The following is a 24,918-nucleotide window of genomic DNA, read 5'->3' as shown; positions in this document are numbered from 1 at the left end:
CCATCCGTGCATGCCCCTACGCAGGTGGTACCATGACGACTCTTTCTGATCTTGCGGACGCACACCCTGTGATCGGGAGGCGCTGGAGTCCGGACCAGTCTTCCGAGCAGAAGCGAATTCTGTGTCTGGCGCGAGATGCTCTGGACTTCATCTTCGCCACCGGCCAGCGGTACGATTTCGAAGACTTCTTCAAGAGACCAGACGCCCGTGGCCTCCCTCGTCGAGGTGGAACCTCGGAACTGAGCGAGCGCATGGATGGGACGAAGCGCTTCTTCGAGAAGGTTCGCGGTGAGCCGGAATTGGCTGAGGAGGTAGCTCAAAGTCAGGCCATCCTCGATGCGATTCAATACATTGAATCAACCGGACAGCAGGAGGCATTCGCTGCCTTTCAGCAGCAGGTGGAGTCCAACGATCCTCCCTTTGTCGTGGCATCGTTTGACACCCGGGAGGCAGCGGAAGCCTGGCTCGCGAATCATCCCCATCCACCGGACCCCGCGAGCGTACTCATCGCGAACGAGTTTCACGATGTTGTTTATGATCGCGAGACGAACCTCCGCCGCTTGCCACGCAGTCGTGCTCTCAAGTGGTACCTCGAAGAACTCGTGGAGAAAGAGCAGCCCGTTCCCGTGGCCTCTTTCGAGACGCTTGAGGAGGCGGACGCATGGTGGAGGGCGCAGTCCGAGCCGCCTGGATGGGCGTGGGTGAGGGTAGGGGGCCAGATCTACATGGCGGCCTATTACCCCAACATCCAGCACCGGGCCCTGTTCCCCCTTTCCCTGGCCAGGCCGGGGTAACAGGGAGAGGCAACTCCGCGGCGGGAGTCACAAAGCCGCGGCGAACTTCGCGGCGATGGGCACGGCCACACGGCCGCCCACGCCGCCGCCCTCGACCAGCACGGCGAAGGCGATGCCGTTGCGGAAGCCGATGAACCACGCGTGTGTGGGCAGCGGGGTGCCGGTTCCGAACTCGGCGGTGCCCGTCTTGCCCGCGAGCCCCAGCAGGCCCGCCGCCGCCCGGCCAGAGCCCTCGGTGACGACGGCGCGCATCAGCGTCTGCAAGGGCACACGCGTACCGGCCGCCAGCGAGGCGCGCGGGCCGTCCTCGAGCTCCGCGACGAGGTAGGGCGCGCGCCACCGGCCCGACTCGGCCGCCGCCGCCACCGAGGCCATGTGCAGCGGCGTGGCCAGCACGCGTCCCTGTCCGATGGCCGCCGCCGCCAGCTCGGCCTCGTCCCGGGGCGTGGGAAACGAGGCGCCAGGGGAGGGGAGTCCCGGGTCGTAGGCCACGTCGAAGCCGAAGCGGCGGGCCGCCTCTCCGAGCGCGCCCTCCTCGAGTCCGGAGGCCAGCAGCACGAAGGCGGTGTTGCACGAGTGGGCGAAGGCCACGCGAAGGCGGGTGTTCCCGAACGCCTCTCCCTCGAAGTTGCGGAATGACTTGCCGCTCACGGTCGCCACTGGCGGGCACGACGCCGGGGAGTCCGGGGTCATCCCCGCCGCGAGCAGTGCCTCCGCCGTGACGACCTTGAACGTCGAGCCGGGCGGGTAGCGGCCGGTGAGGGCCCGGTGAAGGGGCTGCTCGAGCGGCCGGCTCGCGATGGCCAGGATGGCGCCCGTTCCCGTATCCACCGCGACGAGCGCCGCCGGCTGGGCCACCCCCTCGAGCGCGGCCTCCGCGGCGGACTGCACCTCCTGGCGCAGCGTGGTGTGCAGCGGTGTGCCCGGCGTCCCCTCGAAGCGGCCGAGGACGCGCACCTCGCCGGAAGGACGGGTGAGGCGCACCTCCCCGGAGGGACTTCCCCCGAGCTGATGCTCATAGGCCAGCTCCAGCCCTGACAGGCCCACGATGTCTCCCGGCTGGTAGGTCGGGCCCAGCTGTGGGAGCAGCTCGGCCGTCACCTCGCCCACGCGGCCCAGGGTGTGGGCCGCGAAGCCCTCCGCCGGGGAGAGCCGGGCGCTCTTGCGGCGGAAGAAGATGCCCGGCACGGGCGCCAGCGCCGGGCGCACCTGCTGGTAGCGCTCCGGCCGCACGTCGATGATGGCCACGAAGTGCTCGGGTGCCACGCCCGGCGCGTTCAGCAGCTTCTCCAGCCGCGCCGGGTCCACGCCCAGCTGCGCCTGGAGCGCCGAGGCCACGGCGGCGCGATTCTGGATGCGCCGGGGCTCGACGCCGATGGTGATGACCTCGCCCTGGCGGGTGAGGGGCAGTCCGTCTCCATCGAGGATGGCGGCCCGTTCCAGGCGGGTCCTCGTGCGCGAGAATCGGTCTCCCTCGCGCAGCTCGGGGTGCAGCACCGCCGGAGTCCAGCGCACCCACCAGCGTCCCTCGCGGCGCACGAGGGGCAGTGCGCCGTTTACTTCCCACTCGCCCAGCCCGCGCACCACATGCGTGGCGCGGAAGGTGACCACGGCGCTCTCCGCCTCGCGCTCGACACGGCCGGGCTCGAAGCGCGAGGAGAGGATGCGCAGGTCATCGCGGAAGCGCTGGTGCCGCTCGACGAAGTTGGCGGGTGGTTCGGCCACCCTCCGCCCCATGGTGGCGAAGTCGCCCCCGGCCCATGCCTGCAGATAGGCCTGGGCCTCCTCGAGAGGACCTTCCGCGGGCCGTCCCCGCACCGAGACGCAGGCCGCCAGGAACAGGGCCGCCGCGACACTGACTCCAACCCTCAACCCTTGCCGTGACACGCGGCGCACTGTGCTGCGGACAGGCGGCGAGTCAAGGAATGCGGCGGGGAGTTGCCGGCCCCGGAAAAAGAAGACCCCGCGGCACCTGGGGGCGCTCGCGGGGCTTCAGGACATCCCTGGCTCTACCGTGGGGCGATCAGGTGCCGGTGGGCGGAACGGGGGCCTTGCCGGCCGTGCCGCTGTCCTGGGCCACCAGGCGCAGCTGCCCGTGCTGGGCCACGAAGGACGCGTCCACCTCGCGCTCCAGGTACGTGTAGCCGGACAGGCCTTCCTCGTACATGCGCAGCAGCTGGCGCGACTCGTCCAGCGTCAGCTTGCCGTTGCGCAGCGCCACCTCGGTGGACTTGCGCAGCTTCGCCACCAGGTCGTCCTTGTTGTAGCTCACGTAGTTGAGCACCTCGGTCACCGTATCGCCCTCCACCACGTGGTCGATCAGGTAGCCGCCGTTGGGCCCCAGCGACACCTGCACCGCGTGCGTGTCACCGAAGAGGTTGTGCAGGTCTCCCAGAATCTCCTGGTACGCGCCCACCAGGAAGATGCCCAGGTAGTAGTCGTCGTTGTTGAGCGGGTGCAGCTCGAGCGCGTCCTTCACCTCGCGCTTGTCGATGAAGTGATCGATCTTCCCGTCCGAGTCGCACGTGATGTCCGCCAGCACCGCGCGCCGCGACGGCCGCTCGTTCAGCCGGTGGATGGGCATGATCGGGAAGAGCTGATCAATGGCCCACGAGTCCGGCAGCGACTGGAACACCGAGAAGTTGCAGAAGTAGGTGTCCGACAGCTGCTTCTCCAACGCCTCGAGCTCCTCGGGAATCTCCCCCGACTCGCCGGCGATGCGCATGATCTTGTGGCAGAGGGCCCAGAAGATGTTCTCGGCCATCACGCGCTGCTCGAGCGACAGGTGACCCAGGGAGAAGAGCGTGAGCGTCTCCTCCTTGTAGTCCTGGGCGTCGTGGTAGGCCTCGAGCAGGTTCTTGTTCGTCACTTCCTTGAAGGTGGACAGCAGGTTGCGCACCACCGAGGGCGCCTTGTCGTCCGTCTTCTCCGGCACGCTCACGGGATCGAACTCGCTGGTGCCCAGCACGTCCACCACCAGCACGGCGTGGTGCGCCACGATGGCGCGGCCCGACTCGGACACCAGGGTGGGGTGCTGCACGCCCGCCGAGTCACACGCCTCCATCACCGCGAACACCACGTCGTTGGCGTACTCCTCCGTCGTGTAGTTCATGGACGAGGTGAAGTTCGTCTGCGAGCCGTCGTAGTCCACGCCCAGGCCGCCGCCCACGTCCAGGTACTTCAGCGGGGCCCCCTGGCGCGCCACCTCCACGAAGAAGCGGCCCACCTCGCGCAGCGCGTTCTTCACGTTGCGGATGTTGGAGATCTGGCTGCCCAGGTGGAAGTGCAGCAGCTCGAAGGAGGAGAGCAGCCCCGTCTCCTTCAGGAAGCCGATGGCGCTCATCAGCTCCGAGGAGGACAGGCCGAACTTCGAGCGGTCTCCGCCCGAGGCCTCCCACTTGCCCGCGCCTCGCGAGGACAGCTTCACGCGCATGCCGATGCGCGGGGCAATCCCCGTCTTGCGCGCCACCTCGGCGATGAGGGGCAGCTCCGAGGGCTTCTCCACCACCAGAACCACCTTGCGGCCCAGGCGGCTGAAGCGCAGCGCCGTCTCGACGTACTCCTCGTCCTTGTAGCCGTTGCAGATGACGAGCGCGTCTTCCTGATCCAACAGCGCCATCACCGCGAGCAGCTCCGGCTTGCTCCCGGCCTCCAGGCCGTAGCCGAACTGCTTGCCGGTCTCGACGATGGTCTCCGCCACGTACCGGTGCTGGTTGACCTTGATGGGGTAGACGCCCTGGTAGACGCCCTTGTAGTTGTGCTCGGAGATGGCCTTGCGGAACGCCTGGTTGAGGTGCACCACGCGGTGGCGCAGCACGTCCGTGAAGCGGATGAGCAACGGCAGGCCGATGCCACGGCGGCGGACCTCGTCCACCAGCTCCTTCAGGTCCATGTTCGGGGCCGTGGGGCCATCCGGATGGACACACACGTGCCCCTTCTCGTTGACGCCGAAGTAGGGGGCGCCCCAGTTCCGGATGCCGTAGGTGTCCTGGGCATCGGCGAGGGTCCAGCGGTGCTGAGGAGTGATGGGCGGCATCGGCGTTCCTGATCTCCCGGTCTAGGGGTGGGACGGTGTCCAACAGCGGACAGCGCGGGAAGTATCGGGAAACTCCCCGGGGTTCAACTCCTGGTTGAGGGGCGGCCGGCCAGACGTGGGGGCAGGCCCCCTTCCCAGCGCAATGAGTGGGCTGTCTCCCAGCGGATTCCTACCCTTCCCCAGAGGAGGTCCGGGAGCCCGCATGGAGCCAAGGGGAGGGTACATGGAGTCGTCCGCACGCAGGGACTCGCCGTTGATGACCCCGAGGGAAATCTACGAGCGTTTGGACAGGTTCGTCATCGGCCAGGAGGCGGCCAAGCGGGCCGTGGCCATCGCTGCCCACAATCATCTCAAGCGCATCCAGGCGCGCCGGCTGCGGCGCACCTCGCTGCTCAAGAAGAGCAACATCCTGCTCATCGGGCCCACCGGGAGCGGCAAGACGCACATCGCCCGCAACCTGGCGGAGATCCTCTCCGTCCCGTTCACCACCGTGGACGCCACCGAGTACACGGAGGCCGGCTACTACGGCAAGGACGTGGAGGTGATGGTGGCGGACCTGCTCTTCAAGGCCAACCACTCGGTGGAGGACACGCAGCGGGGCATCATCTTCATCGACGAGGTGGACAAGATCGCCCGGCGCTCGCAGGGCGCGCGCAACGGGGCCGGCAGCCGCGACATCGGCGGCGAGGGCGTCCAGCAGGCCCTGCTCAAGCTGCTGGAGGGACGCGAGGTCTTCGTCCCCATGAATGTCACGCAGACGTTCAACCGCGGGGACTTCGTGCCCATCGACACCCGGGACATCCTGTTCATCTGCGCGGGGACGTTCTCGGACCTGCACGAGTACGGCGGCAACGTGGACACCCGGCCCATGGGCTTCGGCGCCCAGGACCTCCAGAAGGTGCGCCGGCGCGTCACCACCAGGCAGCTGGTGGACTTCGGCATGCTCGCCGAGTTCCTCGGCCGCCTGCCCGTGGTGGTGCAGCTGGAGCTGCTCGGCGAGCCGGAGCTGCTGCGCGTGCTCACCGAGCCCCCGGACTCCATTGTCCGCGAGTACCGCGAGCTGCTGGGGCTGGACGGCATCGAGCTGGAGCTCACCGACGACGCCCTGCGCGAGGTGGTGCGCTTCTCCATCGACAAGGGCCTGGGGGCGCGCGGCCTGCGCTCCATCCTCGAGCACGTGATGTCGGACGTGATGTTCGAGGCCCCCGAGCACCGCCGCCGCCAGGTCACCGTGGACCAGGGCTTCGTCCGCACCCGCCTGGCCGGCCTGGAGGCGAGCGCCGGGCTGGGCGCCTGAGCCCTTGCCTGGCTACGGGCCGCGCTCGGACGCCCGGGCGGCGGCCCCCAGCCGGGCCACGAACTGGGGGTCCTGCAGGAGCTGGAGGACGAGGTTGCTGCGCAGCGCCGCCTGCGTGTCGCCCTTCTCCAGCGCCTCGCGCAGGTTCTTGTCGGAGAGGGCCCGCTGGAAGCGCGGGTCCTGCTTCAGCGACTTGAAGGCCGGATCGTTCGCCATGCGACGGGCGCTCTCCGGGTTGCCGGACACCCTGGCCACCGCGACCATGTCCTTCACCGCGGCGAACTGCGTCATCTCGAAGAGGTTGTAGCGGCGCGCCAGGCCGAAGGACACCGAGTCCCTGGGCGACACGCCCATGCGCTTGCCCGCGACGATGATGTACTGCTCGGCGAAGACGAGCGCGCTGAGCACCACGTAGGTGATGAGCGCCACCTTCGCCCCGCCGAGCACGAAGCCGAGGGCGCTGTCCACGCCCCGCTTGTCCGGATCCGGCCCGCCGAAGAGCCGCTGCAGGAAGTAGGTGAGGGCGTAGCGGACCGCCACCAGCACGGTGATGAACACCACCATCGTCCCGGCGACCGTTCCGATGAGCAGCGGCGCGCCACCCAGGGCCGCCGCCATCCTGGGCCCCACGTACGTGCCCAGCTTGCGCGACACGTACCAGGCCACCGCCAGCGCCACCAGGTTGGCGATCTGCTTCGCCCCTCCGCTGATGGCTCCCGCCACCGCGAAGAGCAGCACCAGCCCCAGGATGATCAGGTCGATGGTCACGCGCTCCCCCGTTTCGTGTCAGCGGATCTTGAAGGCGTCGCCCTGCTTGCGTGACTCTTCCAGTAGCACCTTCTGCACCTCGGCGAGCTTCTCCTTGTAGCGGGTGTTGGCTGGCTCATAGGTGAGCGCCATCTTCAGGTTGCGCTCGGCCGAGGCCCAGCGGCCCGCGTCCGCGTCCGCCGCGCCCGTCTGGTAGAACTGCCGCCCCTTGGGGTGCACGCCGATCTGCTCCTCCACCTGGCGCTTGGAGGCGGCACGCGTCTCGGCCTCGGAGGACTCGGTGAAGCGCAGCTTCTGGGCCCGCTCCGGCCCCGAGATGTTCGCCGTGTACTGCCGGCGCTTCGCGTCGTCCCGGAGCACGTAGTAGGCCTCGGTGACGCGCTTGTAGAGGTCGTGCACCCGGTCCTTCAGCTCCTTGTTGTCCAGGTGGAAGAAGCGGTCCGGGTGGTAGGTGCGGCTCTCGCGGTAGAAGGCCTTCTTGATGTCCGCCGGGGCGGCCGCGCGGTCCACCATGAGGACCTCGAAGTAGTCCATCTGATCCAACCGGGCGCAGCGATCCCAGAGCTCGGTCATCTGGCTCGGGTCGATGTCCAGGGTCTTCCCGGCCGCGGCGGGCGGCGGGGGAGGGGGCTGGATGGCGGCGGCGGGCGGCGCGGGCGGGATGGCCGGAGCCACCGGGGGCACGAGCGGCGCGATGGCCGGCGCCACGGGCGGAGGAGGCGGCTGGAGCGCGGCGGGAGGCGGCGGTGGTGGACGCACCGGGCCGGCTCCGGACGGAGGCCGCGCGGCGGGTGTGGTCCCCGCGGGCGCCACGGCCGGCAGCGAGGTGGTGGGCCGCACGGCGGGACGTGGCCCCGAGCCCGGCGTGGTGCTCACGGGAGGCGGTGGAGGCACGGCCCCGGGCGCCAGCGTGGGCGGCTGCGCGCGGGACTGCGAGGCCGCGGCGGGCGGAGGCGGGGGCGCGCTGGCCGCCGCCGGGGGCGCGGGGGGCGTACCAGGAGGAGGCGGTGGCCGAACGGACGCCACGCTCGGAATTCCAGTGGCGGAGGGGCGCGTCGCCGAGGGCGTCCCCGGAGGACGCGGCGGCGTGGCGGGAGGCACACCCGGGGCAGCGGGCGCACCCGGAGGCACGGCCGGACGGGCTCCGGAGGTGGCGGCGGGAGCGCCCGGGGACGAAGGTGGCCGTGCCGCTGCAGGCGCCGTGGGTGCGCCGGGGGCCGAGGCGGGACGGGCCGCCGCGGGCGTGCCGGGCGTCGCGGGTACACCGGGGGTGGCCGGGCGGACGCCAGAGGCCGCGGCGGGTGCACCGGCGGTGGCCGGGCGGACGCCGGAGGCCGCGGCGGGTGCACCGGGAGCGGTCGGACGCGCGGCAGCGGGAGGTTGGGCGGGCGCTCCGGCTACCGGAGGCCGGGCGGGAGCCGCGGCGGGTGTGGCACCCGGGGGCGGCGGAGGGCGAGCGGGGGACACGGCGGGCGCGGTGGCTGCCGACGGACCCGTCCTCGAGCCCGGCGCCGCGGGCTGGGTCTCTGCCGGAGGGGCGGGGGGCTTCCCGGCGCCGTTCTGGGGAGGCTGGGACATCGCGCTCGTCTATCTCCCTCGACTGGTGGCCACGGCGGGCAGATCCGCCCCATGCCCCGCGAGTTGAATCTGCTTGTTGGCCTGGATGGAAGCCTGGATGTCCGCCTCGGACATGCCCGAGGACATGGTCAGCGTGGTGGACGTCTTCTGCCCCGTCTCCTGGTCCGTCGCCGACACGTTCACCAGGCCGTCGGTGTTGATCTCGAACGTCACGTCGATCTTCACCTCGCCCCGGTAGCCGATGCGGAAGCCCGAGAACTCGAACTCACCCAGCATCTCGCACTCGTCGGCGCGGTTGGACTCGCCCTGGTAGACGCGGATCTTCACCTTCTCCTGGCCATCGCGGCTGGTGGTGAACGTCTTCGAGCGGTCGATGGGCACCGGCGTGTTCTTGTCGATGACCTTCTCCGTGTAGCCGCCCACCGTGCCAATCCGCAGCGACAGCGGCGTCACGTCCACCAGGAAGGTCTCGGTGGCCGCGTCCAGCAGCGCGTTGGCCTGCAGCGCCGCGCCCATGGCCACCACCTGGTCCGGATTGATGCCCTCCTTGGGCTCCTTCTGGAAGTAGTGGCGCACCGAGTTGCGGATGATGGGCAGGCGCGTGGGGCCTCCCACCAGGATGACCGCGTCGATGTCCGCCGCCGTCATGCGCGCGGACTGCAGCGCCTCGTCGCACACCTTGAAGGTGCGCTGCACCAGGTCCATCACCATCCGGTTGAACTGGTCCTGCGTGAGCCGGCCCGTCAGGTCCAACACGTTGCCGTTGGCGTCCTGGCAGATGCCCTGGCAGTTCACCTCGGCCAGGCCCGTGCTGCCCACGTCGATCTTCGCCCGCTCGGCCGCGTCCTTGAGCATCTGCAGGCAGAACTTGTTCTGCCTCAGGTCCAGCCGCGTGCGCTTGAGGAAGTCGTCCGCCAGCCACGTCATGATGCGGTCGTCGAAGTCGTCGCCGCCCAGGTAGGTGTCACCGGCGGTGGACAGCACCTCGAAGACGTCCTTGCCGATCTCCAGGATGGAGACGTCGAAGGTGCCGCCGCCCAGGTCGTACACCACCACGCGCTGGCTCACCTCGCGGCCAAAGCCGTAGGCGAGCGCCGCCGCGGTGGGCTCGTTGAGGATGCGCAGCACCTCCAGCCCGGCGATGCGGCCCGCGTCCTTGGTGGCCTGGCGCTGGTTGTCGTTGAAGTAGGCCGGCACGGTGATGGCCGCCTTCGTCACCTCTCGGCCCAGGTACTGCTCCGCGATGGCCTTCATCTCCTTGAGCACCAGCGCGGAGATCTCCGGCAGCGAGTAGTCGTGCCCCCGCACCGCGATGCGCACCGAGTTGTTCTCGCCCTCGACGATCTGGTACGGCATCACCGCCTGGGCCTTCTTCACCTCGTCGGAGAAGAAGTAGCGCCCGATGAGGCGCTTGGCCGAGTACACCGTGCATTCGGGGTTGGTGATGATGTTGCGCTTGGCCGCGTTGCCCACCAGCACCGAGCCGTCCTCGAGAAAGGACACGCACGAGGCGTGGGTCGTCTCACCCCACTCGTTGGGGATGACGAACGGCTGACCGTCCTGCACCACGGAGACACACGAGGTGGAGGTGCCCAGGTCGATGCCGATCGCGATGTCGTCCGACATTCCGTCTCCGGTGTAGCCATGGAGGGGCGTTGAATCCCCAACCCTCTGGAAAGCGCCGGGATGTTAGTCACCTCGCACTTGGGCTGTCAAACGTTCCGTGTGGGTAAACCTCAGTCCTTTCAAGGGGTTGGCTGGGGTATCGGCGGGGGGCAACCCGGGTTGAGGGGCCTGGAGGGCGTCATTATCTATAGAGGCACCAAGGGGGTTTTCCGCATGTCCGTCGCGCTGGCTGTCCTGACGTCCGACCCGAACCTGGTGCGGTGCGAGCTGCATCGGCTGGAGGGGCAGGTGGCGCTCCAGGGGGAGGAGGGGCGGTCCAACGCCGTGGGCATCGGCGCCTACGCGCAGGATGACGTCCTGCTGCGCCGCTTCCCCCGGGACGCGGACCTGACCCTGGAATCGCTCGCTTCGCGGCACGAGACGGAGGCGCTCCTGTTCCACGGGCGGCGGTTGCCGGTGGGGCTGTCGCTGGAGGAGAACACCCAGCCGTTCCGCTCGCGGCGCTGGCTGTTCGCGCACCAGGGGCAGGTGGAGGACTTCGCCCGCCTCCGGGCCGGGCTGCTGGACGAGGTGCCGGACTTCCTCAAGCGCCAGGTGCGCGGGGAGACGGACAGCGAGGTGGCCTTCGCGCTCTTCCTCAAGCGGCTGTGGGAGACGGGGCACGGGGATGACCCGAGGCTCCCGGCGGAGGTGGCCGGCCGGCTGCTGGCGGACACGGCGAGGAGCCTGTCGCAGGCCTCGGCCCGGGCGGGCGCCGCGCGCACCTCCACGGTGAACCTCTTCGCCACCAATGGGTACGTCCTGGTGGCCACGCGCCTGGGTGGCCAGCCGGTGTACTACTCGCGCCTGGAGGGCACGGACCGCTGCGAGGTGTGCGGCCTCACGCCCGACATGCCGGACACCCTGCAGGCCATGGGGGCGCACCGGCGCCGGCGCTCGGTGGTGGTGGCCACGCACCTCAAGCGCCCGGCGGGCTGGGTGGAGCTGGCCGAGGGCACCACGCTGACGGTGGAGGCGGACCTGCGGGTGCGCCACCTTCCGTCCGCCTCCTGACGCCCGGGTCAGAAGCCGAAGAAGGACACCTCGAGGAAGCGCACGAAGAGGTTGGCGGCGGCGTGGAAGAGGGCGGCGCCCACCACGCTGCCGGTGCGCTCGCGCATCCAGCCGAAGAGCAGGGCGGGGAAGAAGACGGACAGGCGCCACACCTGGAAGATGGCCAGGTGGCCCAGCGCGAAGAGCAGCGCCGTCAGCCAGAAGGCGGGGCCCAGCCGCACGCCGAGCAAGCGCCGCCCGTGCGGCCAGGCGTCGCGCAGGCGGGCCTGCATGTAGCCCCGGTAGAAGAACTCCTCGGGCAGGGCCACCACGAAGAGCTGATCCACCACCCACTCGGCGAAGCGGGGCGGCAGCCGCGGGGTGAAGTGCGCCGAGCCCCGGAAGGGCGCCAGCAGGCGCGCCAGCTCCGCGGGCAGGTGTTGCAGCACCTCCGTCCACAGGACGAAGGCCCCGAAGAAGAGGGGGAACACCACCGCGCTCATGACGAGGAAGAGGCGCACGTCCTGGCGCCAGGTGCGCAGGGAGAGGCCGTAGTCGCGGTAGTCCTCGCCGCGCCAGCGCATGGGGATGAGCGGCAGGTAGAGGAAGCCCACCGTGGCCACCAGCTTGGGCACGCCGGAGCCTCCGAAGAGGAGGAAGGAGACGATGATGCCCAGGAAGCCGAGGCCCCACAGGCCCAGCACCTCCTGCACGGCGGTGGGGCGCCAGGGCGTGGCCGCGGAGACGCTCACGGGCGGGCCACCTTCGTGGCGAGCTGCTGCCGGACGACGTCCAGCGACAGGGCCCGGCAGCCGCGTCCCTTGCGCTGGACGGACACGGCGACGAGCCGGCCCGTCTCGTCATAGAGGGGACTGCCGGGGGGCAGCGCCAGGTCCACGTCGACGAAGGGCGCGGGCGCCTTGCGCGCGAGGGCCGAGGCCGGCGTGTCCTTGCGCTTGCCCCTGCCGGGGATGATGCCGATGAGCCACTTGCCGGTGAGGTCTCCGGTGTTGGGCTTCACGGCCGCGGCGGGGTAGGTGCCGGCGGGGGCGGCGACGACGGCCACCTTCAGGTACGCGTTGGCGAGCACCACCGTGGCCGGCAGCGTCCGCCCCCCGTACTCCACCTGCGCGGCATCCAGGTTGACGTGGCGCACGGAGGTGAGCACCTGGCCCTCGGTGCCCACGATGATGCCGAGGCCGGCGGCCCGGGAGCCTCGCACCCGGACGACGGATTGTTCGTACTGGGCGAGCGCCCGCTGGAGATCGGCGCGCGAGGGGCGCTCCGGCTCCGAGGCGGAGACCCGGGTGGCGAGCAGGACGAGGACGAGCGGGAGCAGTCGGCGCGGCAAGGCGCCGCGAGCCTAGAGCATCCAGGGGGGGCCAGGCGAGGTGACCACCACAAGTTGGGAGGGTGCGCGCCCTTCTGCCGGTGGGGCACGAAACCGCTCTGGCGGGCTTGAGTGGTAGACGTCTACCACTGGTGTGTGTTAATGTGGGTAAGCTGTGGTGTGACTGGTAGACGTCTACCACTGCAACGATGTCGACCCTGCGCAACGCACCGCGTTCTCGCAGATGCCGCCCTGGATTTTGGACACGCCCACTCATGCCGCTGCGTTCTTCTGACGCCTCCTTCCGCGCGAGGGAGCGCTGCGCCTGGGGAGTGCTCATGCTGGCCCTGTGGGTGCTGAGCGGATGCACCACGGGTGCGTCTCCGGCCGGGCTGCTGGCGAGCCCACGCCCCCATCGCATGACGCCTTCCTTGCGTACGGAGGCAAGCCGGAGCGCCGCACAGCCAGAGGACTCCCCCACGCTCGACGAGGACGACGACCCGGAAGACGGCGTCGAGGAGGAACTCGGCGTCCCGATAGTGACGGCGGACGCACCTGGGGACGTGTCCGGCTCGCGGGGGCGCCGCCCGAGGCGGGAGGAGGACGCGCCGCTGGAGGACGAAGGTGGGGTCCCGGTGGGTTGGCCCGATGGTGTGGGGGACGGCCGCCCTGCCCCGGTGCCCTTCAGCCTGGACTACTTCCGGGGCCTGCTGCACCAGGTGGGCGTACCCGAGGAGGTGATGCTGAGTGACGGGAGCACCCTGTCTCCCGAGCAGGCGGTACAACTGTTGGCGCACCTGCTGGAGGCGGAGGCGGGGTTGGGGGAGTTTCCCCGCCAGCGCATGGCGGCGCACCTGCTGCTGGAGGTGGCCACGGGCGCGGGTCCGGTGACGCGGGAGGAGTTGCACGCGCGCATGGACCGCTTCCACCGGTTGAGGGTGGTGCGGCCGGACGGCTACCTGGTGCGGGCGGTGACGGGCGAGGCCGTGCAGCGTGCGGGGGAAGTGCGGCTGGAACCGGACGGCACGCTGCGGGCGGGCCGCTACGAGGTGGGCCCCTTCTACGCGGTGGAGGACGGGCAGCTGTGGCCGGTGGACTCGGGGCTGGAGGTGCCCCGGGGTGCGAAGCCTCTGGGCCCCTATGTGCCGGATGACGGGGTGGTGCTGCCAGCGCTGGAAGGAGCGGGGCTGGCGCTGGGGGACATGCTCGAGGGGCTGTGCCGGCTCGTCTTCCACCCGGGCGAGAGCCTGGAGAGCCTGACGCAACTGCCGGGAGCGGTGCGCGTGCTCTTCCAGAATGCGCCCGAGTATTGGGAGACCTTCCGCCAGAGGCCGCGGGGCGAGCAGGTGCGTGAGATGTCGCGGCTGCTGGCCAACGCGCTGCTGACGGTGGGCACCTCGGGGGCGGGGGCGGTGAAGGCGGTGGGGTGGGGCGAGAAGCTCGGCCGGCTGTCGGTGCCCCTGCTGACGCTGACGAAGAAGGGCGAACTGGTGCTGCGGCTGGTGGCGGTGCCCGGGCGGGCCGTGACGGTGGCGGGCCAGGGAGTGAGCGTCGCCTGGGGCCTGCACCTGGCCAAGGTGGGCTCGGGCCAAGGTGGCGGCTGGGTGCCGCCGGTGGGGGGACCGGGGCAGTGGGTGCCCAAGAACGAGCGGATGTCGCCACGCTCACGTGCCTTCCAGCACAAGGTGACGAAAGCGCCCGCGGGCTGGGTGTACCGGGTATGGCGCAATGGCGAGAAGGCGGACTTCGACGGCTTCGACCTGGACCAGCGCATCCTGACGGAGACCAAGGGCCTGGGCTACGACAAGCACTTCGATGCCGACCTCAATGCCAGGAAGTATTTCCGAGGCGCCAGGCGGCTCGTCAGGCAGGCCCAGCGGCAACTCCGGGTGGCCAAGGGTGTCCGCATTCGTTGGCACGTCGCCGAGGCCAGAATGGTGGACATTCTCAAGAGATTGTTCAAGCAGGAACGAGTCGAAGGTATAGAGGTGGTCCACACGCCACCCTAGTTCTGTACGATAGACATGAGAGAGACCTATTACACCGGGGCTTATTGGCCGGCGCGTCGCGAGTCTGCTGAGCAGTGCGCACGACGCGCGGAGACCTTCTTTCGTCTCCTCTCGGATTGTGACTCCCTCTTCACGAATTGGTTCGAGCAGGCGAACTCAATCAAAAAAGCGCTGCAACTCCAGTTCGAGCCCACCTACGAGACGTTCCTGCGATTCTTCATGAGCAGGAAATACAATGAGGGGGCGTTTGGGTTCAGCTTCGGTGCTTGGACGGGGCACAAGGAGGATGGGCAGGGTGGGATGGTGGCGCTCAGTTGTGGCTCTGCTGTGACTCCCCCTCCAAACAATTGTCTTCTCCACCTGCCCGCGGAGGAACCAGGTGCCGAGCATGTACTCACCACGCAAGTCCTGATTCAGGTGCTTCGCGCGATGGTCCTGGCCTGGGAGCCAGCTGATGGTGGAGTCTTCTCGAAAGCCTACCAGGATCTGAGAGATGAGCCCGCGAGCAAGCCCTACACTGGTTGGCTCATGTATCTCTCACGCAACCGTGGGGAGGTGCCGCCTCTACCAGAGCCCGTGCGCGTCGAATCCGTAGAAGACAAGGGGACCCTCATCATCCTCACCCCGGAGCGCTTCACCGTGGGCAACCCGGCGCACATCGCCCTGGCCGACGAGGTGCGCACGTTGCTGGAGCGGGCGGGGTTGTTGACCGGGTACAACCCGTAGGGCCGCCCGCTGCCTCAGGCCCTCCTCAGGCGGCTCGCAGTTTGCGGAGGGTGGAGACGAACTGCTCGGCGGGGAGGGTGTTGAGGAGGTCCTCCTTCCGCGCCCAGCCCCGGCGCGCGGTGGCCACGGCGAAGGCCAGGTTGCCCAGGTCCGACACCTTGTGCGCATCGCAGCTCGCCACCAGCTTCACCCCGCGCTGGAGCGCCATGCGCACGTGCTCCGTCTTCAGGTCCAACCGCTCCGGCTTGCCGTTGACCTCCACCACCACGCCCCGCTCGGCGGCCTTGTCGAGCACCGCCTCCATGCGCACGGGGTAGGGCTCGCGGCTGTGGATGAGCCGCCCGGTGGGGTGTCCGAGGATGTGCAGGTGCGGATTGTCGAAGGCCGCCAGCAGCCGGCGCGTCATCTGCTCCTCGTCCATGCTGTGCCGTACGTGGACGGAGCCGATGACCACCTCCAGCTTCTCCAGCACCCCGTCCGAGTAGTCCAGGGCGCCGCTCTCCAGGATGTCCACCTCGATGCCCTTGAGCAGCCGGAGGCCCTTCACCGTCTCGTTGACGCGGTCGATCTCGTCCCACTGGCGGCGCAGGTCATCCTCCTTGAGGCCTCCGGCGTAGATGGCCGCCTGGCTGTGCTCGGTGACGGTGAGGAACTTCAGCCCCAACGCCTGCGCCGCGCGCGCCATCTCCTCCAGCGAGTTCTTCCCGTCCGACCAGGTGCTGTGCGCGTGCACGGCACCCTGCAGGTCCTCGAGCGTGACCAGGTTCGTGGGCAGCCGGCCCTCGAGCGCGGCCTCGATCTCCCCGGTGTCCTCGCGCAGCTCGGGCGGGACGTACTGCATGCCGAGCAGCGCGTAGAGCGCGGCCTCGTCCGGCACGCTCAGCTTGGTGCCATCGGCGCGGTGCACGCCCCACTCGGAGATCTTCAGCCCCTTGTCATGGGCAATGCCCCGCAGCCGCACGTGGTGGGCCTTGGAGCCGGTGAAGTGGTGCAGGGCGGTGGCGAAGTCCTCGTCCGGCAGGACGCGCAGGTCCACCTGGAGATCCTTCTCGTGCAACCGCACCGAGCACTTGCTCTCGCCCCGGCCGATGATGTGGGCCACCTCGGGGGCACGGGCGAAGGCGTCGAACACCGCGTTGGCATCCGGCGCCGAGGCGATGAGGTCCACGTCTCCCACCGTCTCCGCGCGGCGGCGCAGGCTGCCTCCCACGCTCGCGCGGATGACGCCAGGCGTGGCCTTGATGGACTCGAGCAGCCGCTCGGCCACGGGCATCACGTCTCCCAGCAGCCGCCGGGACGTCCGGGTCCGCCGGTACAGCTCCACGCCCGCGAGGATCTTCGCCTCGCTCTTCTCCCCGAAACCCGAGAGCTTCCGCACCCGGCCCTCGCGGCAGGCCTTCTCCAGTGCGTCCACCCCGTCCACGCCCAGCTGGCGCGCCAGGGCCAGGGCCTTCTTCGGGCCCAGATCCGGCACCTGGACGAGCTCCAGGACCCCGGGGGGGAACTCGGCGCGCAGCGTGTCGTAGTAGGCGAGCTTACCGGTGGTGAGCAGCTCGGAGACCTTGTCGGCGATCGCCTGGCCGATCCCCGGCAGCTCTTTCAGGCGGCCTTCGCGCACGAGCGCCCCCAAGTCGTCGGAGAGCCCGGCGATGCGGTCGGCGGCGGTGTCGTATGCGCGGCTGCGGAACGGGTTCTCCCCCTTCATCTGGAGGAGGAGCGAGATGTCCCGGAGGACCTGGACCACGGCGGCTTTATCGGGAGGCGTCACAGGGGGGAAGGTAATGCCCTTGGAACGGGGGTGCAGGCGAGCGGAAACGTGAGGTTCACATACAAGCACTCCCCGCCCGGCCCCGGCCGGGATACAAGGGCTCGGGTCGTTCATTCCAGTGAGCCACGAGAGACGGAGTCGATGAAGATCAAGCTCGGACCGGCGGACTTCGCCGAAAAGGAGATGCGGGGCTACGAGGTGGGCAAGCGCAGCCTGTGCGTGGCCAGGATCAACGGGCGCTACAAGGGGCTCGATGACTGGTGCAACCACGCGGGCTGTCTGCTCTCCGGGGGCCGCCTGGAGGGGAACATGGTCGTCTGCCCCTGCCACGAGGTCGGCTTCGACATGGACACCGGCAAGAACGAGACCTCGCCGGGCGTGTGCGATGACCAGCCCACCGTGAAGGTCGAGATCGCCGAAGGGCAGTTGGTCGTCGAGTTGCCCGACCAGGACGTGTAGGAGGCTCGCCATGGGACACGAGGGACACGATCACGACCATGACCACGGGCATGGTCACGGGCATCACCATCACCCCCACGGGCACGAGCATGGCCACGACCACGGCCATGACCACTCCCACGGACACGAGCACGGCTCCGGGCCGGTGGCGGAGCACAAGGCGCACGCGCCGGTGCACGTGAGCACGTTCGTGGTGACGTGCTCGGACAGCCGCGACGAGTCGAAGGACGAGAGCGGGCGGGTGCTGCGCGAGCTGCTGGAGGCCGAGGGCCATTCGGTGAGCGGCTACCGCGTCATCAAGGACGAGCCCGAGTCCATCCGCGCCATGCTGAAGGAGGCGCAGGAGTCCGGTGCGCGGGCCGTCATCTTCAACGGCGGAACGGGCATCGGCCGCCGGGACAGCACGGTGGAGACGCTGCAGGGCCTCTTCGAGAAGACACTGCCCGGCTTCGGCGAGCTGTTCCGGATGCTGTCCTTCCAGGAGATCGGCAGCGCGGCGATGATGTCGCGGGCCACCGCGGGGACGTACCAGGGGATGATCCTCTTCTCGCTCCCGGGCTCGCCGAAGGCGGTGCGGCTCGCGCTGCGCAAGCTCATCCTCCCCGAGCTGGGTCACGCGGTGCGTGAGCTGACGCGCTGAGCCACGGACTTCCGGCCGGGCCTCGCGGGCCTTCCTCTCCGCGCGAGGTCTGGCCGGTCCGCTGCGTCATCCCGCGCGCCGCGGCCTCGCTTCCTCCGAGTCCTCCCGGACGAGGCGCTGGCCGATGAGCGCGAGCAGCTCGGGAATCTGCCGGATCGCGGCCCGGTCGTTGTCCCGGTACGTCTCCTCGAGCTCGGCCCACGGAACGATGCACGGGTGCGTCTTCGCCACGTCATCTCGAGGGCCCTTGCGCCACCCATCGAGCAGGTACCGCGCGCACCAGCGGTCGTGCTCCATGCGCGCCAACAGCTCCACCTCGTCGGGGGTGAAGGCGAACCCTTCCGTGCTCGATGAGGCGGGTTCGAGCCCGCACCCCACGGCTCGCAGCTTGACGGGGATGTGGTCCGCCTGTTGACGGTTCGACTCGCGGAAGAACTCGTCGAGCTCGGGCCACTCCCTCAGGGAGGCACGCGCCCCCAGGACTTCTCCCTCCGCCAGCTTGCGCCGCAGGTAGTCCGTGTGCGCCGTGCGCGCGAGCAGATCCAACGTCTCGCCCAGGATGCTCTCGCGGTTGCACAGCCGGTCGATCATCCCGAAGACGCTGATCCGTCCGTTCCAGCGGCCCTCGCCCGCGCCCTGCACCAGGGCCGACATCCCCGCCTCGTGCGACATGCGCACCCGCACCGGCACCCGCCGTCCGCGCAGCCGCTCCACCAGCGTCAGTCCACAGGCTAGGCCGCGGCGGTCGTCGTCGAAGCACACCACGATGTCCAGGAGCCGGTGCGGATCCTGTCCCCACGCCTCCAGGCGCGTGAGCACCTCGGCGTACTCCACGTCGCCCTCGAGCACGTCCAGGTCCGCCACCTCGGTGAACCCCGGGCACCTGCCGAGGAACCGCTGCCGCCGCTCCTCGGCCTTCCGGTCGACGATCGTCACCCGCAGGCGGGAGCCGTTGGCCAGGTGCGTCAGGCGGGCGGCCTGCAGCGCCACGCTTTCTCCCATCTGCCCGAACCCCACCACGCACAGGTGCACGAAGCGCGGGTCTCCAGGCCCCACCCGCTCCCGGTCCAGCGGGTGGTCGCGCAGCAGCACACGGGCCGCCGCCTCGTGGATGTTGAAGGGCTGGGCCTCCACTGGCTCCGGGCCCGTCAGCACCTTCGAGGCGCGGATGAGCCCGCACAGCTGGAGATCTCCCACGTGGGCGAGGACACGCAGGGGCGTGGTGCGTCCGGGGGCCTGCTCTCGCACGAGCCGGCGCGCGGCGAGGGCTGTCTCGATGTTCGCGCCATCATCGCCGGTGACCGCGAACAGGAGCGCGGCCTGGGCCACGCGGGCCTGACGGAGGATGGCCTCGTCGGCCGCCGCGCTCAGCAGCACGAGCGCGCCCGACTCCCGCGCCGCGAGCAGGGAGTCGTTCTCCTCGTCCTTCTCGATGATGACGACCCGCTCGCCCCGGGACAGCAGGTCCTGGGCGAGTTGGTGCCCCTTGCGCCCCAGGCCGCACACCACCACATGGCCGGAGAGCCGGCGCAGCCTCAGCCGCTCGAGCTCGCCCGCGAAGAGCACGGAGCCGGCGCGCAGCACCGCGTAGAAGGACACGGCCGCGGAGGACCAGCGGGCCACGTCGAGCGTCCAGGGCGTCCTGCCCGGCAGCACCTGGAGCTGCAGCACGAAGAGCTGCACCGACTGGTAGAGCAGGTCCGAGGCACCGAAGAGGGGATCTCCCAGGTAGTCGCGGAGCCCCACCACACCCAGGCCGAGGGTGGAGAGCACCCACGCCACGACCATTCCGGGCTCATGATCGCGGAGGAAGGCAAGGAGACGTCGCATGTGCCCGCGAGTCTACCTCGCCCGCCGGAGCGGAAGGAGCGGGTGGGAAGCAGCCAGGGGAACGTCCTGGAGCCTTGCTCGGTCGAGGAGCCGCGTTCTAGCGTGCCGCGCAACGTATTTCGGGAGGGTGCATGTCCATCGTGGAGTCCCGCCTCGACACCGTGACGCTCTACCATCAGGGCGCGCGGGTAACCCGGTTGCTCTCGCTGGACTGTCCCGGGGGCAAGCCGCCCACGGTGCTGGAGATCCCCCGGCTGCCGCTGTCCCTGTTCGACGCCACCGTGCGCGTGCGCGTGCTGTCCACGGACAATCCCCAGGCGGACCTTTCCGCCACCAACGTGCGCGTGGGGTTGTGGATCCCTCCCCGGGAAGCCCCCCTGGACACGGTGGACGAGGCCGCGCTGCGCTCCCTGCGCCAGCAGGTGCGGACCGTGGAGAGCCAGCTGCGGCAGCTCGATTGGGAGATGTCCATCCTCGCCGGCATCCCCGTGCCGGAGCGTCCGGAGCCGGAGGAGGGCAAGCCCCCGCCGCCCGCTCCCCTGGGCGCACGGCTCGCCCTGGAGCAGTTCTCCCAGGACGGGGTGCAGTCCCGCCTCGTGGAGGCGCGTGCCCTGCGCGAGCAGCTCCGCAAGCTGAGGGAGGACGTGGCCGACCTCGAGGCCCGGATGGCGAGGGCCTCCACCGCGCGCGAGGTGACCGCGCGGGAGCTCCACAAGTCCGTCCACGTGCAGCTGCGCCACGCAGGCGGCGAGCTCCGGCGCGCGGAGCTCTCCCTCGAGTATTTCATCCCCGGCGCCCGCTGGGTTCCCTCCTACCAGTGCCGCCTGTCGCGGGACTGCCGGCAGGCGGAGCTGGTCACGCGTGCCCTCATCTGCCAGGACTCGGGAGAGGACTGGCGCGGCGTGAAGCTGGTGCTCTCCACCGCCGCCCCCATGAGCTGGACGGAGCTGCCGGAGCTGTCCTCCATCCGCATCGGCCGCGCCCAGCCTCCGTTGCCCGCTCGCGCCGGTTTCCGCCCGCCCCCGAAGGGCGCCACCGCGCTCTTCTCCGACTATGACCGCGACCGCCAGTCCTTGACCGTCCAGGCGCCGTTCATGCCGTCGTACTCGCCGCCCGCGCTGGCGGCCCCCTCGGATCTGGAGGAGGGCGTCGTCTTCGGCGGAGTGAGTGACGTCATCGAGCAACGCGAGGAGCGGAGGCGGAGCAAGAAGGTCTCGCGCCCGAGCCTCGACGCACTGGACGATGACATGGTCATGGCCGAGAGGTCGGCCGTGTACAGCGAGGTCTCCGCGGATGAGGGGGAGGTGGCGGCGATGGACGAGCCGGCCTACCCCATGGCACCTCCGCCGGCTCCCGCGCCCATGGCCGCCCGCCCTGCTCCCGCGCGCTCCAAGGGCGTGTCGCGCGGGGGTCCGGGGGGTCCCGCGAGCGGTGGTGGGGGCCCCTCGCAGGCCGGCCTGGAGGCGGTGGTCTTCACCCACCTGCGGCTCTCTTCGCCGGCCGATAGCATGCGCAACCGGCTCCAGCCCGTCGACGCGCGGCGCTTCTATCTGGAGTCGCTGTCCCGGTTCCAGGTGGAGGTGAATTTCGATGTCATGTCCGCGGTGGAGGAGGCCGAGCGGCGTGCCCTCGCCGCGGCCCACCAGGGGCTTCCGGCCGGCACCTCGGACGTCCGGGCGGCCAGTGGCCACTTCGACTTCAGCTACACGGCCGATGCCACGGTGGACGTCCCGTCCGACAACACCTTCCACTCCGTGGCCGTGGGCACGCGCACCGGCGAGTCCAGTGTCCTCTACGTGGCCGTCCCGCGCGAGGACAGCAACGTCTACCGCCAGGCGCAGGTGACGAACCCGCTGTCCGCTCCCATGCTGCCGGGCCCGGCCGAGGTCTACGTGGGCGGCGAGTATGTGCTCTCCACCACGCTGCCCTCGGTGCCCCCGCGTGGCGAGTTCAAGCTGGGCCTGGGCGTGGAGCAGGCCATCCGCTGCGCGCGCAACACCCGCTTCAGCGAGGCCCGCAGCGGCGAGAAGATCGTCGCGACGACGGAGCTGTGGCACGACATCCTCATCGACCTCGTCAACAACCTGGACCGGGAGATCGTCTGCGAGGTCCGCGAGCGCATTCCCCAGCCCGCGCCGAACGCGGAGGTGGTGGTCGAGGAGAGCACCGTCACCCCCGCGTGGGAGCCCTATGCGCAGGAGGAGCGTGGCAGTGTGCTCGAGGGAGGACGCCGCTGGCGCCTCACCGTCCCCGCCAACGGGACGAGCAAGCTGTCCGCCCGGTACGTGGTGAAGCTGTATGCCAACAACGAGCTCAACGGCGGCAACCGCCGGGAGGCCTGACATGAGCACGGCCATCCAGACCCTGGGTGTGGAGCGCTACGAGCCCGCCTTCCCCGAGGCGGCTCCCGTCCTGGACGCGCCGGTGCGCGTCGTGACGTTGCTGGAGGATCGGGCGCAGGTGACTCGCGGCGGCACGGTGCGCGTGCGCGCGGGGCAGAACCGCGTCGTGGTCCAGGGCGTGGCTCCGGTGATGCAGGACGTGTCCCTGCGCGCCGAGGTCATCTCCGGACGGGCCCGTGTGGCGGACGTGCGCGTCCGCCGCAGCCTGCGCATCCGGATGGCGGACAAGCCCGAGGCGGCGCGGGTGCTCGAGGAGCGCATCGAGGCCCTGCGGCGCGAGCGCGAGCAGGTGCTGGAGGACCAGGCCCGCGCCCGTGCTCGCTTCGATCGCGTCCAGCGGATGCTGGTGCTCGGCGCCTCGGAGATTCCCGAGGACGCGGGGTGGGGCATGGGTGCCGCGGCCCAGTGGCAGGACACGTTCGATTCCCTGTTCCGCAAGGCCCGCCAGCTGCGCGAGGCGGCGCTGAAGGCCACCTTCACCGCGGAGCGGCTGGCCGAGGAGATCGCCGCCGTGACGCGCCAGCGTCAGGCGATGGCTCGCGTGGACCAGCAGGTGGTGGGCTGGCTGGAGGTGGACGTGCTCGCCGAGGCCGAGGGCGAGGTGGAGGTCCGCATCCACTACGTGGTGCCCAACGCCCTGTGGCGGCCGCTGCACTCGGCGCGCCTGCTGGAGGGGAAGCGGATCCTCTTCGCCTCGTCCGCCGCGGTCTGGCAGGACACCGGCGAGGACTGGAAGGAGGCGGAGCTGCGCTTCTCCACGGCGCGCTCCTCGCTGGGCATCGAGCCGCCCCTGCTGCAGGCGGACCTGCTCACCGTGAAGAAGAAGAGCGAGACGGTGGTGGTGCAGGCCCGGCAGGTCCAGGTGCAGAAGGCCGGACTGGGCAGTTCGCCTGCCTCGGGCGGGGCCGCTCCGGCGGCACCCTCCGCCCTGGATCTGCCCGGCGTGGATGATGGCGGGGAGACGCGCAACCTGAGGGCGCCCGGACGGAACACCATCGTCTCGGATGGGAGGCCCCACATCATTCCGCTCTTCACCTTCGAGGCCGAGGCGGAGTCGTCGCTCGTGGCCTTCCCGGAGCTGGAGACGCAGGTGTTCCTGCGGGCGGTGGCGCGCAACACCTCGCCCAACCCGGTGCTGGCGGGGCCGGTGGAGCTGCTGCAGGAGAACGGCTTCGTGGGCTGGACCCAGACGCTGTTCGTGGCGCCCCAGGAGAAGTTCGAGCTGAGCTTCGGCCCGGAGGAGTCCATCCGCATCCAGCGCGAGGCGAAGCGGGAGAGCGAGCTCCACCCGGTGAGCAAGTGGAACGAGACCACGATGCGGCTCACCCTCTACCTCTCCAACCTGTCGGGGAGCGCGCGCTCCGTGGCGGTCTCCGAGCGCCTGCCCGTGTCGGAGATCGAGCACGTGAAGGTGGAGTTGGACCGCGAGAAGACCAGCGGCGTGCCGGTGCTCGACGAGAACGGCTTCTGCACATGGAAGGTCGAGCTGCCCGCCAACGGTCATGCCCGGCTGCACCTGGTGTTCAAGGTCTCCACGGCACCGGGCGTGCAGAGCGCCTGAGTCGAGAACGGCCTGTGGCGGCTCGACGCCGCCAGCGGCACCACCAACGCCTGGGGCGCGATGGCTGGACAGAGTGGACTCCCGCTGGTGAGCGGCCAGACGTACACCCTGTCCTTCACCGCCTCCGCCTCGGCGAGCGTGAGCATCCTCACCACGGTGCAACTGGACAGCGCCCCCTACACGGCCACCCTGAGCAAGCAGGTCGCGCTCGACGGCACGTCGCGGCGCTATTCGTTCCCCTTCACCTCGTCCGTGAGCTCCGCTCAGGGGCAGGTGACCTTCCAGTTGGGCGGCCGTGGTGCCCTTACCGTCCGGCTCGACGACATCTCGCTCACCCTGGTGGCCTACAACATCCCCGGCCGTGACTGCGGCAGTCACTCGGGCGGCGGCGCGGGCTCTCCCGATGCCTACCGCTCGTGGATCTCCGCTTTCGTCTCGGGCCTCGGTGCCCGTCCCGCCATCGTGCTCATCGAGCCGGATGCACTGGCCCAACTCGACTGCCTGCCGAGCGACTGGGACCGGCAGACCCGGTTGGATCTGCTGCGCTACGCCACCGAGCAACTGCGCGATCGCGCGCCCAACACGTGGGCCTACATGGACGGAGGCAACGCGCGGTGGATTGCACCCGACACCATGGCGCAGCGGCTGCAGTCGGCCGGGGTGGGCAACATCCGGGGCTTCGTGGCCAACGTCTCCAACTTCTACACCACGTCCGAGACGGTCACCTACGGCAACGCGGTCAACGCCGCCCTGTCCAGCCGCTACGGCTACACCCGGCCCTTCGCGGTGGACACCAGCCGCAACGGCAATGGCTCCAACGGGGAGTGGTGCAACCCGGCCGGACGCAAGCTGGGGACTCCGACGCAGGCGGGCGGTGGCGCGGAGTTGCTGCTGTGGGTGAAGGTCCCCGGCGACTCGGATGGCCAGTGCGGCATCGCCCCGGGGACGCCCGCGGGCCAGTTCGACCCGGAGCTCGCCTGGCGGCTCATCCACGGCACCTGAGCCGGCTCAGGAAACGTTCCGCGCGACGTGAACGGCGGTCACTCGAACCGGAACGTGTAA

The 24,918-nt window shown here is 70.1% G+C and carries 18 protein-coding genes and 1 pseudogene; 10 read left to right on the top strand and 9 right to left on the bottom strand.

From position 1 onward, the window contains the following. The first annotated feature begins 32 nt into the window (after positions 1-32). Entirely contained in the window at positions 33-794 is a 762-nt protein-coding gene (locus tag AC16DP_RS16420) for a hypothetical protein (RefSeq protein WP_329727168.1), read from the top strand. Positions 795-821: 27 nt separating this feature from the next. Here the strand turns inward: AC16DP_RS16420 and AC16DP_RS16415 are convergent, their stop codons facing one another. Both AC16DP_RS16415 and speA read right to left on the bottom strand, forming a co-directional pair. After that, positions 822-2,666: a penicillin-binding transpeptidase domain-containing protein gene (locus tag AC16DP_RS16415; protein WP_329727169.1), complete on the bottom strand. Its 1,845-nt coding sequence runs from the start codon at positions 2,664-2,666 to the stop codon at positions 822-824. A gap of 151 nt (positions 2,667-2,817) precedes the next feature. Continuing rightward, complete coding sequence (gene speA / locus AC16DP_RS16410; protein ID WP_329727170.1) at positions 2,818-4,830, bottom strand: biosynthetic arginine decarboxylase; 2,013 nt, start codon at positions 4,828-4,830, stop codon at positions 2,818-2,820. A 223-nt stretch (positions 4,831-5,053) separates the two neighbouring features. Here speA and clpX point away from each other — a divergent pair, with 223 nt between their 5' ends. Continuing rightward, positions 5,054-6,127 (top strand): ATP-dependent Clp protease ATP-binding subunit ClpX, encoded by a 1,074-nt coding sequence (gene clpX, locus AC16DP_RS16405; RefSeq protein ID WP_329727171.1) that lies wholly within the window; start codon positions 5,054-5,056, stop codon positions 6,125-6,127. Positions 6,128-6,139: 12 nt separating this feature from the next. On the opposite strand, the gene AC16DP_RS16400 is transcribed toward clpX, so the two are convergent. From AC16DP_RS16400 to dnaK, 3 genes are all read right to left on the bottom strand, one after another. After that, positions 6,140-6,895 carry a CvpA family protein gene (locus AC16DP_RS16400; RefSeq protein WP_329727172.1) on the bottom strand — a complete coding sequence of 252 codons (756 nt, stop codon included), beginning with the start codon at positions 6,893-6,895 and terminating at the stop codon, positions 6,140-6,142. Positions 6,896-6,913: 18 nt separating this feature from the next. Beyond that, on the bottom strand, positions 6,914-7,921 hold the full coding sequence (locus AC16DP_RS16395; RefSeq protein ID WP_329727173.1) for a J domain-containing protein: 1,008 nt from the start codon (positions 7,919-7,921) through the stop codon (positions 6,914-6,916). Between the two features lie 561 nt (positions 7,922-8,482). Beyond that, positions 8,483-10,099, bottom strand: a complete 1,617-nt coding sequence (gene dnaK, locus AC16DP_RS16390; RefSeq protein WP_329727174.1) for a molecular chaperone DnaK — start codon at positions 10,097-10,099, stop codon at positions 8,483-8,485. 213 nt (positions 10,100-10,312) lie between these two features. Between dnaK and AC16DP_RS16385 the strand changes: the two genes are divergently transcribed. Further along, positions 10,313-11,152, top strand: coding sequence for a class II glutamine amidotransferase (locus tag AC16DP_RS16385; RefSeq protein ID WP_329727175.1), 840 nt, complete (start codon positions 10,313-10,315; stop codon positions 11,150-11,152). 8 nt (positions 11,153-11,160) lie between these two features. On the opposite strand, the gene mrtX is transcribed toward AC16DP_RS16385, so the two are convergent. Together mrtX and AC16DP_RS16375 are read right to left on the bottom strand one after the other, a co-directional pair. Next, a complete protein-coding gene (gene mrtX / locus AC16DP_RS16380) occupies positions 11,161-11,883 on the bottom strand; it encodes a myxosortase MrtX (protein WP_329727176.1) in 723 nt (240 codons plus the stop codon). Beyond that, a complete protein-coding gene (locus tag AC16DP_RS16375; RefSeq protein ID WP_329727177.1) occupies positions 11,880-12,482 on the bottom strand; it encodes an MXAN_2756 family trypsin-like serine endoprotease in 603 nt (200 codons plus the stop codon). The genes mrtX and AC16DP_RS16375 overlap by 4 nt, the downstream gene beginning before the upstream one ends. A gap of 254 nt (positions 12,483-12,736) precedes the next feature. Between AC16DP_RS16375 and AC16DP_RS16370 the strand changes: the two genes are divergently transcribed. Further along, positions 12,737-14,470 (top strand): Tox-REase-5 domain-containing protein, encoded by a 1,734-nt coding sequence (locus AC16DP_RS16370; protein WP_329727178.1) that lies wholly within the window; start codon positions 12,737-12,739, stop codon positions 14,468-14,470. A gap of 15 nt (positions 14,471-14,485) precedes the next feature. Continuing rightward, positions 14,486-15,196 (top strand): immunity 52 family protein, encoded by a 711-nt coding sequence (locus tag AC16DP_RS16365; protein ID WP_329727179.1) that lies wholly within the window; start codon positions 14,486-14,488, stop codon positions 15,194-15,196. Positions 15,197-15,221: 25 nt separating this feature from the next. Here the strand turns inward: AC16DP_RS16365 and polX are convergent, their stop codons facing one another. Beyond that, on the bottom strand, positions 15,222-16,979 hold the full coding sequence (polX, locus tag AC16DP_RS16360) for a DNA polymerase/3'-5' exonuclease PolX (RefSeq protein WP_414640686.1): 1,758 nt from the start codon (positions 16,977-16,979) through the stop codon (positions 15,222-15,224). 126 nt (positions 16,980-17,105) lie between these two features. On the opposite strand from polX, the gene AC16DP_RS16355 reads away from it, so the two are divergent. Together AC16DP_RS16355 and AC16DP_RS16350 are read left to right on the top strand one after the other, a co-directional pair. Beyond that, entirely contained in the window at positions 17,106-17,423 is a 318-nt protein-coding gene (locus AC16DP_RS16355) for a Rieske (2Fe-2S) protein (protein WP_329727181.1), read from the top strand. 172 nt (positions 17,424-17,595) lie between these two features. Beyond that, entirely contained in the window at positions 17,596-18,063 is a 468-nt protein-coding gene (locus tag AC16DP_RS16350) for a MogA/MoaB family molybdenum cofactor biosynthesis protein (protein WP_047862654.1), read from the top strand. A 66-nt stretch (positions 18,064-18,129) separates the two neighbouring features. Here AC16DP_RS16350 and AC16DP_RS16345 read toward each other — a convergent pair whose 3' ends face one another. Continuing rightward, positions 18,130-19,893 (bottom strand): NAD-binding protein, encoded by a 1,764-nt coding sequence (locus AC16DP_RS16345; RefSeq protein ID WP_329727182.1) that lies wholly within the window; start codon positions 19,891-19,893, stop codon positions 18,130-18,132. A gap of 131 nt (positions 19,894-20,024) precedes the next feature. On the opposite strand from AC16DP_RS16345, the gene AC16DP_RS16340 reads away from it, so the two are divergent. From AC16DP_RS16340 to AC16DP_RS16330, 3 genes and pseudogenes are all read left to right on the top strand, one after another. Then, complete coding sequence (locus AC16DP_RS16340) at positions 20,025-22,235, top strand: DUF4139 domain-containing protein (protein WP_329727183.1); 2,211 nt, start codon at positions 20,025-20,027, stop codon at positions 22,233-22,235. Position 22,236: 1 nt separating this feature from the next. Then, complete coding sequence (locus tag AC16DP_RS16335) at positions 22,237-23,856, top strand: mucoidy inhibitor MuiA family protein (RefSeq protein WP_414640685.1); 1,620 nt, start codon at positions 22,237-22,239, stop codon at positions 23,854-23,856. Beyond that, positions 23,857-24,858: pseudogene (locus AC16DP_RS16330) on the top strand (glycoside hydrolase family 6 protein); the annotation flags it as partial. Between the last annotated feature and the right edge of the window lie 60 nt (positions 24,859-24,918).

Source organism: Archangium sp., assembly GCF_057119385.1.
This window is presented reverse-complemented; position numbering and strand designations above follow the sequence as displayed.